Consider the following 13,780-nt stretch of genomic DNA (forward strand, 5'->3'; position numbering starts at 1 on the left):
CGGGCGGTGACCGCTCCGGCGCCTCGGGCACGTTCCGTCGGACCACGCGACGAGGGCGCGGAGGACCGCTGCCCTGTTTGCCTCCCCATTGGCTGTCCGTTCGTGCACAGTCAAACGGAATACGTCCATTCCGATCACGAACTCACCTATAGTGACGCGCAGTTGACCAACACGGGTCACTCTCACACTCCGGCTCCCACGCACCGCACCCCACCGCCCTGGACCTGCCCGAGGCTTCCGAGGACACCATTCATGACCGCCCCCACACCGCCCGACGAACGCCCCGCCCTCCGTGCCGTCGCCCCCGCCCCGCTGGCCACCGCCGTGCTCGCGGGCCTCTTCGTCGCCGTCGTGGTCGTCATGGCGCCGAGGACGGCTCGCGTCCCCCTCGTGTGGGGCGGCGGCGCCCTGACGCTGGTGCTGTGCGCGGCTGTCGCCGTCGCCGCCCACGGCCTGCGCTCGGCCCGGCTGGCCCGCCGCCGCCTGGACGCCGCGACCCAGGACGCGGCCCGGCTGCTCCAGGAACGCGCCCGCCTCGCCGAGGACTTCAGCCAGGAGCGGGCCCGGCTGACGGACGGATTCATCGAGGAACGCGTCCGGCTCACCGAGGAGTTCGAGCGGGAACGGGCCCGGCTCGCCGAGGAGTCCGCACGGGAGCGCATCCGCTGGGCCGACGAGTCCGCGCAGGAACGCGCCCTGCTCAACGACGAGTTCGACCGCGAGCGCGACCGGCTCACCGCCGACCTCGCCCGGCTCACCGAGGAGAACGCCCGGCTCACCCGCGGCCTGCGCCGGGCGGCGAACGCCCGGGACTCGGCCGTCTCCGTCACCGCCAACGTCGCCGGCCGGATGCAGGCCCTGGCCACCGGCATGCTCGCCGACCTGCGCACGATGGAGGAGAAGCACAGCGACGAGGACGTCCTCGCCGACCTGCTCCACCTCGACCACCGCACCGCACAGACGGGCCGCCTCGCCGACTCCGTCGCCGTGCTCACCGGTGCCCGCTCCGGCCGCCGCTGGGCGCGCCCCATCGCCATGGAGTCGATCCTGCGCGGCGCGATGGGCCGTATCAGCGGCTACCAGCGCGTCCGCGTCCACTCCGCCAGCGCCGCCGCGGTCACCGGGCACGCCGCCGAGGGCGTGATGCACGCCCTCGCCGAACTCCTCGACAACGCCGCGAACTTCTCCCCGCCGACCGCCGAGGTCCACGTCTACGTCGAGGAGGTGCCCTCCGGGGTCATCGTCTCCGTGGAGGACGCGGGACTGGTCATGAGCGACGTGCAGCTGCGCCGCGCCGAGCGCGCGGTCTCCGGGGACGCCGCCGAGCTGAGCGGGCTCACCGGCACCCGGCTCGGTCTCGCGGTCGTCGGCCGGCTCGCCCGCAAGCACGGCCTGAAGGTCTCCTTCCGGCCGTCGGCGCGGGGCGGCACCGGCGTCCTGCTGCTGATCCCGCAGGAGATCCTGGCCCAGTCGGCGCCCTCCCCGGCCGCCGTTCCGAGCGCGACCCCGGTCGCGAGCCCGGCGCTCGCCCAGCCGTCCGGGACCGCGCCCGCGCCGGCCGCCGGGCACCGGCCCTCCTACGCCGCCGCCCGCGCCGTCGAGGATCTCGACCCCGACCCGGTCCCCACCCACGACTCACCCCGCCCGGACACCTCCGGGACCGGGGGACTGCCCCGGCGCCGTCGCGGCCACGCCCTCGCGGCGGCCGAACGCGCCCACCCCGGCGCCCGCGCCGAACGCGAAACGCGCACCCCCGACGACGCCAAGACCCGGGCCGCCCGCTTCAGCAGCTTCCGCCAGGCGGTCCGCGGCACCGTGCCGGACCAGGCCGCGGTGCAGGGCACGACGGCCGAGCCCGAGGCCCTACGGGAGCCGGCACCCGCGGATCGCGTACGGGACCACGACGCCGCGCCCGGCCCCCAGGTCCGGGCCACCCCGCACGAACCGGCCGCACACCGGACACCGACCCCCGGTCCCGTACCGGACCTCGCCGCACTGGACGCGGCCGTCACCCCCTCGCACCCGGAAGGCGACACCACTTCATGACCGGCATCACGACCGCCGACGAGAAGCTCACCTGGCTCATCGAGGGACTGCTCGAGCGCACCCCGGGTGCCCGGCACGCCCTCGTGCTGTCCCGGGACGGGCTGAAGCTGTGCCGCACTCCGGAGCTGTCCGTCGACCAGGCCGACCAGCTGGCCGCGATCTCCGCCGGCATCCAGTCGCTGTCCCACGGCGCGTCCGTGGAGTTCGGCGACGGGAGCGGCGGCGTGCGGTCGGCGATGGCCGAGTTCTACGGCGGGGTCCTGTTCATCGTGGAGGCGGGTCAGGGCGCGCATCTCGCCCTGGTCACCGACGAGGACGCGGACGCGGGTCTCGTCGGGCACAACATGAGCGAACTCGTGGAGCAGCTCGGCGAGCACCTGACCGCGCAGCCGCGTACGTCATGAGCCGCCCCGGCAGGGACGACGCACCCGACCGGCTGTACACCCTCACGGGAGGGCGCAGCCGGTCCGACGCGGCCGCCCGGTTCGACCTGGTGACGCTCGTGGTGGCCGAGTGCGATCCGGTGCCGGGCATGCAGTCGGAGCACGCCACGATCCTGCGGATGTGCGACCGGCCGACGGCGGTCGTGGAGATCGCCGCCGAGCTGCGGCTGCCGGTGAGCATCACGAGGATCCTGCTCTCCGACCTCCTGTCGGCGGGCCGCGTCAGCGCCCGTCACCCCCGCACCGCCGCACTTCCCGATCCCGACGTCCTGGAACAGGTGCTCGTTGGACTCCGCAACCTCTGACACCCGCACTCCGCTGGGTCCCCAGGCCGACAACGGCCTGAAGATCGTGGTCGTCGGCGGCTTCGGCGTCGGCAAGACGACCCTGGTCCGCTCGGTGAGCGAGATCCGCCCGCTCAGCACCGAGGAGACGATGACCCAGGCCGGCGCGACGGTCGACGACGTCAGCGGGGTCCGGGAGAAGTCCGCGACCACCGTCGCCTTCGACTTCGGCCGGATCACCCTGGACGCCCGCAATGTGCTGTACCTGTTCGGGGCGCCGGGCCAGGAGCGGTTCTGGTTCCTGTGGGACCGGCTCTTCACCGGCACCCTGGGCGCGGTGGTCCTCCTCGACACCCGGCGCATCGACGACTCCTGGTACGCCATCGACCGCCTGGAACGCCACGGGATGCCGTTCATCGTGGCCTGCAACGACTTCGGCGGCCCCCGGCACACGCCCTCCGAGGTCCGCGCCGCCCTCGACCTCGACCCGCACATCCCGCTCATGGACTGCGACGCGCGCTCCCGGGAGTCCGGCAAACACGTCCTGATCACGCTCGTCGAACATGTGCGGCGGCTCAGCGCCGCCCCTGCCCCCACCGCCGAACAGGAGCTGGTGTGACCACCGCCCCCGTGCCCCTCAGCGGGCCCCGGTTCCAGACCGAACCCGCCGCGCTGTACCGGGAGATGCGGCGCGAGCACGGCGCCGTGACCCCGGTGGTGCTCGACGGCGGGATACCGGCGTGGCTGGTGCTCGGCTATCGCGAGCTGCACCAGGTCACCGGCGACCCGGTGCTGTTCAGCCGGGACTCCGAGCTGTGGAACCAGTGGGACGGCATCCCCGACGACTGGCCGCTGCTGCCGATGATCGGCCGCCGGCAGCCGTCGATCCTCTACACCGTCGGCGAGCGCCACCGCGAACGCGCCGGGATGATCAGCGACGCGCTGGAGGCCGTCGACCCGTTCGAACTGCGCGGCCACGCCGAGCGGTTCGCGGACGAGCTGATCGACGCGGTGTGCGGCCGGGGCGAGGCGGACCTCGTCGCCGAGTACGCGATGCTGCTGCCCGTACGCGTCCTCGCGATCCTCTACGGCTTCGCGGAGGAGCAGGGCCCGGGGCTGGTCACCGCCCTCAACGACATGATCGACGGTCGGGAGCGGGCGATCGCGGGCCAGACGCATCTGGCCGGCTCCATGACCGAACTGCTGGCCGCCCGGAAGGCGAGCCCCGCGAACGACGTGGTCTCCCGGATGCTCGACGACAAGAGCGGTTTCACCGACGAGGAGATCACCCAGGACCTGATGGTGATGATGGCCGCGGGCCACCAGCCGACCGCGGACTGGATCGGCAACTCGCTGCGGCTGATGCTCACCGACGCCCGTTTCGCCGCCTCCCTCTTCGGCGGCCGCAACAGCGTCGCCGAGGCCATGAACGAGGTGCTGTGGGAGGACACCCCCACCCAGAACGTGGCGGGCCGCTGGGCCTCCCGTGACACCCGGCTGGGCGGTCGGCACATCCGGGCCGGAGACCTGCTGCTGCTCGGCCTGCAGGGCGCCAACAGCGACCCGCAGGTGCGCACCGACGGCTCCGCGCTGACCGGCGGCAACAACGCGCACTTCTCCTTCGGGCACGGTGAGCACCGCTGCCCGTTCCCGGCCCAGGAGGTGGCGGAGGTCATCGCGCGGACGGGCATCGAGGTGGTCCTCGACCGGCTGCCGGACATCGATCTGGCCGTATCCGCCGAGGAGTTGACGCGTCGTCCGTCGCCGTGGCTGCGCGGTCTCACCGCACTGCCGGTGAGCTTCACCCCCACCCCCTCCCTAGGAGGCCCTTCCGCATGACCACGATGGACAGATGCCCCATAGCCCTTGACCCCCTCGTCTCCGATCTGGACGCCGAGAGCGCCCGGCTCCGGGACGCGGGACCCCTCGCCTCCGTGATCCTGCCCGGCGGCGTCCCGGTGTGGGCGGTCACCCACCACGCCGAGGCCCGGCAGCTGCTCACGGACCCCCGGCTGGTGAAGGACATCGACGTCTGGGGTGCCTGGCAGCGGGGCGAGATCGCCCCCGACTGGCCGTTGATCGGGCTCGCCAACCCGGGCCGGTCCATGCTCACCGTGGACGGGGCCGACCACCGGCGGATGCGCACCCTGGTCGCCCAGGCGCTGACGCCCCGACGGGTGGAGGAGATGCGGCAGCGGATCACCGAGCTGACCGAGGAGCTGCTGGACCGGCTGCCCACGGACGGCCGTGAGGTCGACCTCAAGGCGGAGTTCGCCTATCCGCTGCCCATGTACGTCATCGCGGAGCTGATGGGCATCGAGAGGTCCCTGCTGCCGCGACTGCAGGAGCTGTTCGAGAAGTTCTTCTCGACGCAGACCCCGCCCGCGGAGGTCGTCGCGACGCTCACCGAGCTGGCCGGGATCATGGCGGAGACGGTCGCGGCGAAGCGCGCCGAGCCCGGCGAGGACCTCACCTCCGCCCTCGTCCAGGCCTCCGAGGACGGCGACCGCCTCACCGACGAGGAGATCGTCTCCACGCTTCAGCTGATGGTGGCCGCGGGCCATGAGACGACGATCTCCCTGATCGTCAACGCGGTGGTCAATCTGTCGACCCATCCGGAGCAGCGCACCCTCGTCCTCAAGGGTGAAGCGGACTGGTCCGCGGTGGTCGAGGAGACCCTGCGCTGGTCCACCCCCACCTCCCATGTGCTGATCCGGTTCGCGACGGAGGACGTCCCGGTCGGCGACCAGGTCATCCCCGCCGGGGACGCCCTGATCGTGTCGTACGGCGCGATCGGCCGGGACGAGCAGGCGCACGGCCCGACCGCGGGCGCCTTCGACATCACCCGGGAGACAAAGAACCGGCACATCTCCTTCGGCCACGGCCCGCATGTGTGCCCCGGGGCGGCCCTGTCCCGCCTGGAGGCCGGGGTGGCGCTGCCCGCGCTCTACGCCCGCTTCCCCGGCCTGCACCTGGCGGTCCCGGCGGACGAGCTTCGCAACAAGCCGGTGGTGACGCAGAACGACCTCTTCGCGCTGCCGGTGCGGCTGACCTCGTGACACGGCCGCAGAGGTCGTAGGTCCTCACAAGTCCGCGTGCCGGAGGGCGTCGTCTCATCGAACGGACACGTTTCCGCCCGGTTTCTCCGAGGGGATACCCTCCGGCTCGTGGCTGACATCCAGATTCCTGCTGACCTCAAGCCCGCTGACGGTCGTTTCGGCGCGGGTCCCTCCAAGGTGCGGGTGGAGGCGCTGGACGCCCTCGCCGCCACGGGTAGCTCCCTGCTCGGCACGTCCCACCGCCAGGCCCCGGTCAAGAACCTGGTCGGCAAGGTGCGCGAGGGCATCCGCGAGCTCTTCCAGCTCCCCGACGGCTACGAGGTCGTCCTCGGCAACGGCGGCTCCACCGCGTTCTGGGACATCGCGACCCACGGTCTGATCGAGAACAAGTCGCAGCACCTCAGCTTCGGCGAGTTCTCCTCGAAGTTCGCCAAGGCCGCGAAGCTCGCCCCGTGGCTCGCCGAACCCACCGTCATCTCCTCCGAGCCCGGCACGCACCCCGAGGCCGGTGCGGAGGAGGGCGTCGACGTCTACGCCTTCACGCACAACGAGACGTCCACGGGCGTCGCGATGCCGATCAAGCGGGTCGCGGGCGCGGACCCGGGCTCCCTGGTCCTGGTGGACGCCACCTCCGGCGCCGGCGGCCTCCCGGTCGACATCGCCGAGACCGACGTCTACTACTTCGCCCCGCAGAAGTCCTTCGCCTCCGACGGCGGCCTGTGGATCGGTGTGTTCTCCCCGGCCGCGATCGAGCGCGCCGAGCGCGTCCACGCCTCCGGCCGCCACATCCCGGAGTTCTTCAGCCTGCCCACGGCGATCGACAACTCCCGCAAGAACCAGACGTACAACACCCCGGCCCTCGCCACCCTGTTCCTGCTCAACGAGCAGCTGGAGTGGCTGAACGGCCAGGGCGGTCTGGACTTCGCGGTGCGCCGCACGGCCACCTCCGCGCGGACGCTGTACGGCTGGGCCGAGGACGTGAAGTTCGCGACCCCGTTCGTCGCCGACCCGGCCAAGCGGTCGCAGGTCATCGGCACGATCGACTTCCTCGACGAGGTCGACGCGGCCGCCGTCGCCAAGGTGCTGCGCGCCAACGGCATCGTGGACACCGAGCCGTACCGCAAGCTGGGCCGCAACCAGCTGCGTGTCGCGATGTTCCCGGCGATCGACCCGGCGGACGTCGAGGCGCTGACCCGGTGCATCGACTACGTGATCGAGAATCTCTGACCTTCTCGCGCGTCAGGTCCCAGGGGGGCGCCCGGTGTTGTGTGCACCGGCGCCCCTCCGCCGTTCCTGACGCTTCCTGCCCAGCAGCCTCTTGAGGCCGAACACCAGCACCAGGCCCAGGGCCAGGACCAGGGCACCGACCTTGTAGTCGGCGTTCAGGGTCGTACCGCCGCCCGAGCCGGTCTGCGGGGTCCCCTTGCCCGAGGGTGACGCCGAATCGCCGGTTCCGTCGCCCCCGGGCGCGTCCTCGGCCTGCACCGGGCTGTCGCTGCCCTCGCTGCCGTAGAGGAGCTTCGAGCCGTCGGTGCTGTACGTGACCGACTCGCCCTGCCGTTGCAGGGGCACGTTCAATCGCCCCTGCCGTTTGATCTGCCCGCCGTTCCACGCGTAGGCGATACCGCCGAAGTAGCCGCGTACGGCGAGCTGACCGCCGTCCGGCGAGAACGCGGCGTCGGTGGCCCACAGGTCCACGGTGGCGACGGGCCGGAAGACGTTCGCCCCGGTGGACGACAGCTGCGGCGGGCCTTCGTAGAGGTGCCCGCCGTCCTCCTTCTTGTCGATGATGTAGACGCGCCCGGTTCTGGGGTGGACCACCAGGGACTCGGCGTCCCGGGGCCCGTTCGCGTACTTCACCACGTACTGGGTGGCCCGGATCGTCTGGTCCTTGAGCACCTTGGGCTCGGGCAGCCGGTAGATCCACACATAGGGCCATCGGCCGCCGAAGTTGTCGCCGATGTCGCCGACGTAGATCTCGTTCCCCGGACCGACGGATATGGCCTCGACGTCGCGGGGCCTGCCGATGCCGCTCAGGGTGACGGTGGCGACGGTCTTCCCGGTGCGGCTGTCCACGGCGTAGATGTACGGCCCGTCGTTGCTGTCGTTGTGCGTCCAGTAGATCCCGGGGTGCAGACGGGAGGCGGCGAGCCCGCTGGACTCGGTGATCCGGGGGTCCTTGATGGTGAATCCGCCGCCGTCGTCGGCGACGGCGGGCGCCGACGCGGCGAGCGCACCGATGAGAAGGGCCCCGGCAAGGAACGCGAGCGATCGACGCATGGCCCAAGCCTGCCATCCGGCACCCCGGTTCACCGGCCCGGCGGCTTAGCGCGCCGGTGCCGGGCGGGCGTGTCGATCCTCACACCGGCCCGCCCCATACGTCCCCCCTGCGCCCCGGGGCGATCGTCCATGATGAGCGGATGCTCCGGTTCATGCCCGTAGGCGACTCCATGACGATCGGCAGCGCGGGCGAGCACACGTGGCGCTACCGGCTGTGGCGGCATCTGTGCGCGACGTACGACGGCCCGTTCTCGCTGGTCGGCCCGCGCGAGACGCTCCACGACAAGGCGACGGACACCCCCACGTCGTACGCGTACGCCGAACCCGACTTCCCCCGCGCCCATCTGGCGGGCTGGGGCGAGGGCTGGATCCATATGACGCCGCTGATCGGCGGGGCCGTGCGGGAGACCCGCGCGGATGTGCTGCTGGTCTCGCTGGGCCTGATCGACCTGGGCTTCTACACCAACGCGGAGCAGACGGACGAGAACGTACGGAAGTTCGTGGCCGAGGCCCGCCGGGCCAGGCCGCGCATCCGTATGGTGCTGCTGCCGGTGATCCCGAACATCCGGGCCGAGACGGAGGCCCCGTTCGGGGCCCAGGTGACCCTCTTCAACGACCTCCTGGCGAAGACGGCGGCGGATTTGGACGAGCCCGGCTCGCCGATCCTGCTGGCGTCTCCCCCGCCGTCGTACGACATCCACCGGGACACCTACGACGGCACGCATCCGAACGCGAACGGCGAACACAAGATCGCGGGGGCGTTCGCAGAGGCGATGTACCAGGGGTGGGGGGTCGCGGGGCCGTACGAGGCCGGAACGGATTGACCGAACAGCGGCGTCTCCTGGTCACCGTGCGCATCGTTGTACTGCGCGGCTGCATTCGTGCGGAGGGTGGCCGGGGAGGAGCGCCACCATGTGACCGTCCCGGAAGACAGGATCGAGATCGAGATGGCCGACACGAACGTCGAACGCCTGGACCGGTGGTTCGAGCGGCTTGAGCGGATGCCCGTCCCCGAGGGTCACAAGGTTGAGATCGTGGGGGGGCAGTGTCTTCAGGACGCCGCAGCGGGACATCCACTGGGAAACCATTCGCGAGATCCTCCGGGCGCTCGAGGACCACTTCGGGAGAAGGCGCGCACGGGTGTTCTCGGGCGTCCGCATCGACTTTCCCGGCCCGCAGAACAGCTTCTGCCCCGATGTGGCCAAGCTGCGCGAAGGTGCCACCAAGGACGACGAGGGTCGCTGGCGGTACCAGGACGTCGAGTTCATCGGTGAAGTCGTCTCGAAGGGGACGGCCCGGAGCGACTACGGTCCCAAAAAGGCCGCCTAAGCGCTCGCCGAAGTCCCCGTGTACCTCATCGCGGACCCCTACCGGGGCGCATGCCACGTGTACACCGAGCCGAAAGAGGGCGACTACGCCTGCGAGCTGCGCGTCGACTACGGAACCGAGGTCGATATGACCACCACCCCCCTCGGCCTCACTCTCCGGACCGACGACTTCCCCCGCGACTGAACCCGACCGCCCACAACGTCCTTGCCTAGAGCGCACTCCACGCCGTTGGCTAGGCAGTCATGAAGTACACGCAGCTCGGACGCACAGGACTCAAGGTCAGCCGACTCGTCCTCGGGACCATGAACTTCGGCCCGCAGACCGACGAGGCCGACAGCCACGCGATCATGGACGCGGCGCTGGACGCGGGCATCAGCTTCTTCGACACCGCAAACGTGTACGGCTGGGGCGAGAACAAGGGCCGTACCGAGAAGATCATCGGCAGCTGGTTCGCGAAGGGCGGCGACCGGCGGGACAAGGTCGTCCTCGCCACCAAGGTGTACGGCAACATGGCCGCGGACGGCGACGCCTGGCCCAACCACGACAAGCTCTCCGCCCTCAACATCCGCCGGGCCGTCGACGCCAGCCTCAAGCGGCTGGGCACCGACTACATCGACCTGTACCAGTTCCACCACGTCGACCGGAACACTCCCTTCGAGGAGATCTGGCAGGCCATCGACGTCCTGGTGCAGCAGGGCAAGATCCTCTACGTCGGATCCAGCAACTTCCCCGGATACAAGATCGCCCAGGCCAACGAGATCGCGGCTCGGCGCGGCGGCACGATCGGGCTGGTCAGTGAGCAGTGCCTCTACAACCTGGCCGAGCGCCGCGCCGAGATGGAGGTCATCCCGGCCGCGCAGGAGTACGGCCTCGGGGTCATCCCCTGGTCCCCGCTGCACGGCGGCCTGCTGGGCGGGGTGATCAAGAAGGAGGTCGAGGGTGGGCGCCGGGCGTCCGGACGGGCCGCCGACACCCTCGCCAACCCGACCGCACGCGCGCAGATCCAGGCCTACGAGGACCTGCTCGACAAGCACGAGATCGAGCCCGGCGAGGCCGCCCTGGCGTGGCTGCTGACCCGGCCCGGCGTCACCGGCCCGATCGTCGGCCCGCGCACCGGCGAGCAGCTGGAGTCGGCGCTGCGGGCGGTCGAGCTGGAGCTCCCGGAGGAGGTCCTGGCCGGCCTCGAGGAGATCTTCCCCGGGCCCGGACCGTCGCCGGAGGCGTTCGCCTGGTAGCCGACGGGGCCCGGCACCCCTCGGGGGCCGGGCCACGCACGGCGGCGGGGCCGGGCCACGCACGGCGGCGGGAGCCGGACCACACAGCGGCGGGAGCCGGACCACACAGCGGCGGGAGCCGGGCCACACACAGCGGCGGGAGCCGGGCCACACACAGCGGCGGGAGCCGGGCCACACACAGCGGCGGGGGCCTACCTGCCGACCGCCGCCGTCAGCGCCACCACCGCGAACATCAGCACAAGCACACCGGCCATGATCCGGTTACGGGTCTTCGGGTCCACGCATCGAGCGTAACCGGACCTCATCAGGAGCCCGCGCCGAGCCCCCACCGCCCCACGGTCTCGTACCGTGGCTGCTCCCCCGGCACTCCCGACCGTGGCAGCCGGCTGCGCACGAGGCACAGCTCCCCGACCGTCCAGGCGCTCCCCTCGAAGGCGTCCAGCGCGGCGGCGTACGGCCGCAGGTCTGCGCCCCTGCCCCGGCTGCGGGCCAGTGTCAGATGCGCTTTGTAGCGGCGGTGCTCCCCCATGTCCACCCCCGCCTTGTGGCCCGCGGCCTCCGTACGGTCGGCGAGCAGCCGCAGGGCCGTCGTCTCCCCGGAGGCGCCCACCCACAGCGCCCGGTCCCCGAACCGGCCGCCCCCGGCGAGGGCCAGGGGAAACGGCTCGGCACGCCGGGCGGCCCGCGCCAGCCGCTCCGACAGATCCGGTACGACGTCCTCGTCGACCTCGCCGTAGAAGGCGAGCGTGAAGTGCCAGCCCGGCCGTTCCGTCCAGCGCAGCCCGGCCGCGCCCGGCATCCCCTCCAACTCGCGCACGACCGAGGCCAGTTCCTGGATGACGCGCTCCGGCGGCAGCACCGCGGCGAAGAGTCTCATGGCACCAGTGTCCCCGGGGAACGCACGGGTGTGCCCCCGTCACCGTGAGTATCGTCGTACCGCGCGGCTGCATGCGACCAGGCAGCAGCGGGGAGGAGCGGCACAATGACTGTTCTGGCGGACAGGATCGAGATGGCCGACCAGGGCGAGGAGCTCAGCCTCGACACCATGTTCGAGTGGCTGGAGCAGATGCACATCCCCGAGGGTTTCAAGACCGAGATCGTCGAGGGGGGCCGTCTTCGTGACGCCGCAGCGGGACACCCGCTGGGACATCATCGCGGCCCTCTACGACCAGCTGCGCACCAAGTACCCACGCAAGCTCGTGAAGTCCGATGTCCGGATCGACTACCCGGGGCGTCTCAACGGCTTCGCGTCCGACGTCGTGGCGCTCGCGAAGGACGCCCGGAAGGACGGCAAGGGCCACTGGCGCCACGAGGACGTCGAGTTCGTCGCCGAGGTGATCTCCAAGGACACCGCCCGCAACGACTACGGGCCGAAGAAGGCCGCCTATGCCGCCGCCGAGGTGCCGTGTACCTGATCGTGGACCCGTACACCGGCACCTGGCATCTGCACACCCTGCCGCAGGACGGCGGGTACCGCGGCACGCTCAGTCTGGACTTCGGCGAGGAGACCGACCTGACCGGGACCGTGGTGGGCCCGGTTCTCAAGACGGACGAGTTTCCAAGGGGCTGACCCCGGCGCCTCAGGGGCCGGGGCCGGTGGAGCTGCGGTTCGGGATCAGGCCGCCGTCGCCAGCTCCTCCTGCCGCTCGCGGGGGACGAAGCGGACCTGCGGGTGGCCGTGGTTCCAGTCGACCGACAGGCGCAGCCCGCCCGCCCGGGCCAGCAGCAGGCCGATGGTCACGGCCGCCGCGAACGAGACCAGACCGCCCAGGGCGAAGCCCATCCGCGCGCCGTAGGTGTCCGTGATCCAGCCGACCACCGGCGCTCCCAGGGGCGTACCGCCCATGAAGACCATCATGAACAGGGCCATGACGCGGCCGCGCATCGCCGGATCCGTACCCATCTGGACCGCCGTGTTGGCGGTGACGTTCACCGTCAGTCCGGCGATCCCTATCGGAACCATCAGCAGCGCGAACAGCCACAGGGACGGTGCCCCGGCCGTCACGACCTCCAGCCCGCCGAACACCGCCGCGGCAGCGATCAGCACCCGCAGCCGGGCCGTGCCGCGGCGGGCGGCGAGCAGCGCGCCGGTCAGCGAGCCGAGCGCCATCAGCGTGTTGAAGAGGCTGTAGGCACCCGCACCCGCGTGGAAGACGTGTCCTGCGTACGCCGAGAGCCACACCGGGAAGTTGAAGCCGAAGGTGCCGATGAAGCCGACCAGGACGATGGGCCAGATCAGCTCCGGGTGCCCGGCGACATAGTGCAGCCCCTCGCGGAGCTGGCCCTTGCCGCGCGGGGCGCGCTGCACGGCATGCAGCTCACGGGCGCGCATCAGCAGCAGTGCGGCGATGGGGGCGAGGAAGGACAGGCCGTTGAACAGGAACGCCCAGCCCGTGCCGACGCCCGTGATCAGCACGCCCGCGACGGCGGGGCCGACCAGGCGGGCGGACTGGAAGTTCGCCGAGTTCAGGCTCACCGCGTTCTGCAGCTGCTCGGGGCCGACCATCTCCGAGACGAAGGACTGCCGGGCGGGGTTGTCCACGACCGTGGCGAGTCCGGCGGCGAAGGCGGCGAGATACACATGCCAGACCTGGACATGACCGGAGAGCGTCAGGAAGGCGAGGACAAGGCCCGTGGCACCCATCGCGGACTGCGTGACCAGCAGTGTCGGGCGCTTGGGGAGCCGGTCGACCAGGACACCGCCGTAGAGCCCGAAGAGGAGCATCGGCAGGAACTGCAGGGCCGTCGTGACACCGACGGCGGTGGAGGAACCGGTCAGGCTCAGCACCAGCCAGTCTTGTGCGATGCGCTGCATCCAGGTGCCGGTGTTGGAGACGACCTGGCCCAGGAAGAAGAGCCGGTAGTTCCGGACGCGCAGGGAGCTGAACATCGAGGACGCGCGGGACCCGGACCGGTCGGTGGCGTCCGCGTTCGGAGTCGTGGGAGCCGCGGGGGGCTCAGGGGTCGCGGAGGCCGTGGGGGACTTCGGGGTCCCGGGAGCCGTGGGGGGCTCGGGGGTTTCGGGTAGGAGGGGCGGGGAGTCGTGGGTGGCTGGTGCGGGGGCGGAAGCTGCTCCGGATCCCGTACTCAAAGGGGTTCGCCTC

At 71.5% G+C, this 13,780-nt stretch carries 12 protein-coding genes and 2 pseudogenes; 11 read left to right on the forward strand and 3 right to left on the reverse strand.

Annotation, left to right across the window (positions count from 1 at the left end):
* The first annotated feature begins 252 nt into the window (after positions 1–252).
* From ACFY2Z_RS10120 to serC, 7 genes are all read left to right on the forward strand, one after another.
* Entirely contained in the window at positions 253–2,046 is a 1,794-nt protein-coding gene (locus tag ACFY2Z_RS10120) for an ATP-binding protein (protein WP_390743705.1), read from the forward strand.
* The gene (locus ACFY2Z_RS10125) at positions 2,043–2,450 is read left to right on the forward strand and encodes a roadblock/LC7 domain-containing protein (RefSeq protein WP_311694571.1); all 408 of its coding nucleotides are present in this window, start codon (positions 2,043–2,045) and stop codon (positions 2,448–2,450) included. The genes ACFY2Z_RS10120 and ACFY2Z_RS10125 overlap by 4 nt, the downstream gene beginning before the upstream one ends.
* On the forward strand, positions 2,447–2,794 hold the full coding sequence (locus ACFY2Z_RS10130) for a DUF742 domain-containing protein (RefSeq protein ID WP_390743706.1): 348 nt from the start codon (positions 2,447–2,449) through the stop codon (positions 2,792–2,794). Before ACFY2Z_RS10125 ends, ACFY2Z_RS10130 begins: the two co-directional genes overlap by 4 nt.
* Entirely contained in the window at positions 2,775–3,392 is a 618-nt protein-coding gene (locus ACFY2Z_RS10135) for an ATP/GTP-binding protein (protein WP_390743707.1), read from the forward strand. The genes ACFY2Z_RS10130 and ACFY2Z_RS10135 overlap by 20 nt, the downstream gene beginning before the upstream one ends.
* Entirely contained in the window at positions 3,389–4,612 is a 1,224-nt protein-coding gene (locus ACFY2Z_RS10140) for a cytochrome P450 (protein WP_390743708.1), read from the forward strand. Before ACFY2Z_RS10135 ends, ACFY2Z_RS10140 begins: the two co-directional genes overlap by 4 nt.
* On the forward strand, positions 4,609–5,832 hold the full coding sequence (locus tag ACFY2Z_RS10145; protein ID WP_390743709.1) for a cytochrome P450: 1,224 nt from the start codon (positions 4,609–4,611) through the stop codon (positions 5,830–5,832). The genes ACFY2Z_RS10140 and ACFY2Z_RS10145 overlap by 4 nt, the downstream gene beginning before the upstream one ends.
* Before the next feature lie 108 nt (positions 5,833–5,940).
* Positions 5,941–7,059, forward strand: a complete 1,119-nt coding sequence (gene serC, locus ACFY2Z_RS10150; RefSeq protein WP_390743710.1) for a phosphoserine transaminase — start codon at positions 5,941–5,943, stop codon at positions 7,057–7,059.
* Between the two features lie 12 nt (positions 7,060–7,071).
* On the opposite strand, the gene ACFY2Z_RS10155 is transcribed toward serC, so the two are convergent.
* The gene (locus ACFY2Z_RS10155; RefSeq protein ID WP_390743711.1) at positions 7,072–8,112 is read right to left on the reverse strand and encodes a WD40 repeat domain-containing protein; all 1,041 of its coding nucleotides are present in this window, start codon (positions 8,110–8,112) and stop codon (positions 7,072–7,074) included.
* A 140-nt stretch (positions 8,113–8,252) separates the two neighbouring features.
* Here ACFY2Z_RS10155 and ACFY2Z_RS10160 point away from each other — a divergent pair, with 140 nt between their 5' ends.
* The 3 genes and pseudogenes from ACFY2Z_RS10160 (at position 8,253) to ACFY2Z_RS10170 (ending at position 10,676) form a co-directional block, all read left to right on the forward strand.
* A complete protein-coding gene (locus tag ACFY2Z_RS10160) occupies positions 8,253–8,936 on the forward strand; it encodes an SGNH/GDSL hydrolase family protein (RefSeq protein ID WP_390743712.1) in 684 nt (227 codons plus the stop codon).
* A gap of 90 nt (positions 8,937–9,026) precedes the next feature.
* A pseudogene (locus ACFY2Z_RS10165) lies at positions 9,027–9,624 on the forward strand (Uma2 family endonuclease).
* A 59-nt stretch (positions 9,625–9,683) separates the two neighbouring features.
* Complete coding sequence (locus ACFY2Z_RS10170; protein ID WP_390743713.1) at positions 9,684–10,676, forward strand: aldo/keto reductase; 993 nt, start codon at positions 9,684–9,686, stop codon at positions 10,674–10,676.
* A 304-nt stretch (positions 10,677–10,980) separates the two neighbouring features.
* On the opposite strand, the gene thpR is transcribed toward ACFY2Z_RS10170, so the two are convergent.
* On the reverse strand, positions 10,981–11,553 hold the full coding sequence (gene thpR, locus ACFY2Z_RS10175; RefSeq protein WP_390743714.1) for an RNA 2',3'-cyclic phosphodiesterase: 573 nt from the start codon (positions 11,551–11,553) through the stop codon (positions 10,981–10,983).
* 105 nt (positions 11,554–11,658) lie between these two features.
* Here thpR and ACFY2Z_RS10180 point away from each other — a divergent pair.
* Positions 11,659–12,246: pseudogene (locus tag ACFY2Z_RS10180) on the forward strand (Uma2 family endonuclease).
* Positions 12,247–12,291: 45 nt separating this feature from the next.
* Here the strand turns inward: ACFY2Z_RS10180 and ACFY2Z_RS10185 are convergent.
* Complete coding sequence (locus ACFY2Z_RS10185) at positions 12,292–13,767, reverse strand: MFS transporter (RefSeq protein WP_390743715.1); 1,476 nt, start codon at positions 13,765–13,767, stop codon at positions 12,292–12,294.
* Positions 13,768–13,780: the final 13 nt, after the last annotated feature.

Source organism: Streptomyces sp. NPDC001222, assembly GCF_042896945.1.
In the GTDB taxonomy this organism is placed as follows: domain Bacteria; phylum Actinomycetota; class Actinomycetes; order Streptomycetales; family Streptomycetaceae; genus Streptomyces; species Streptomyces gibsoniae.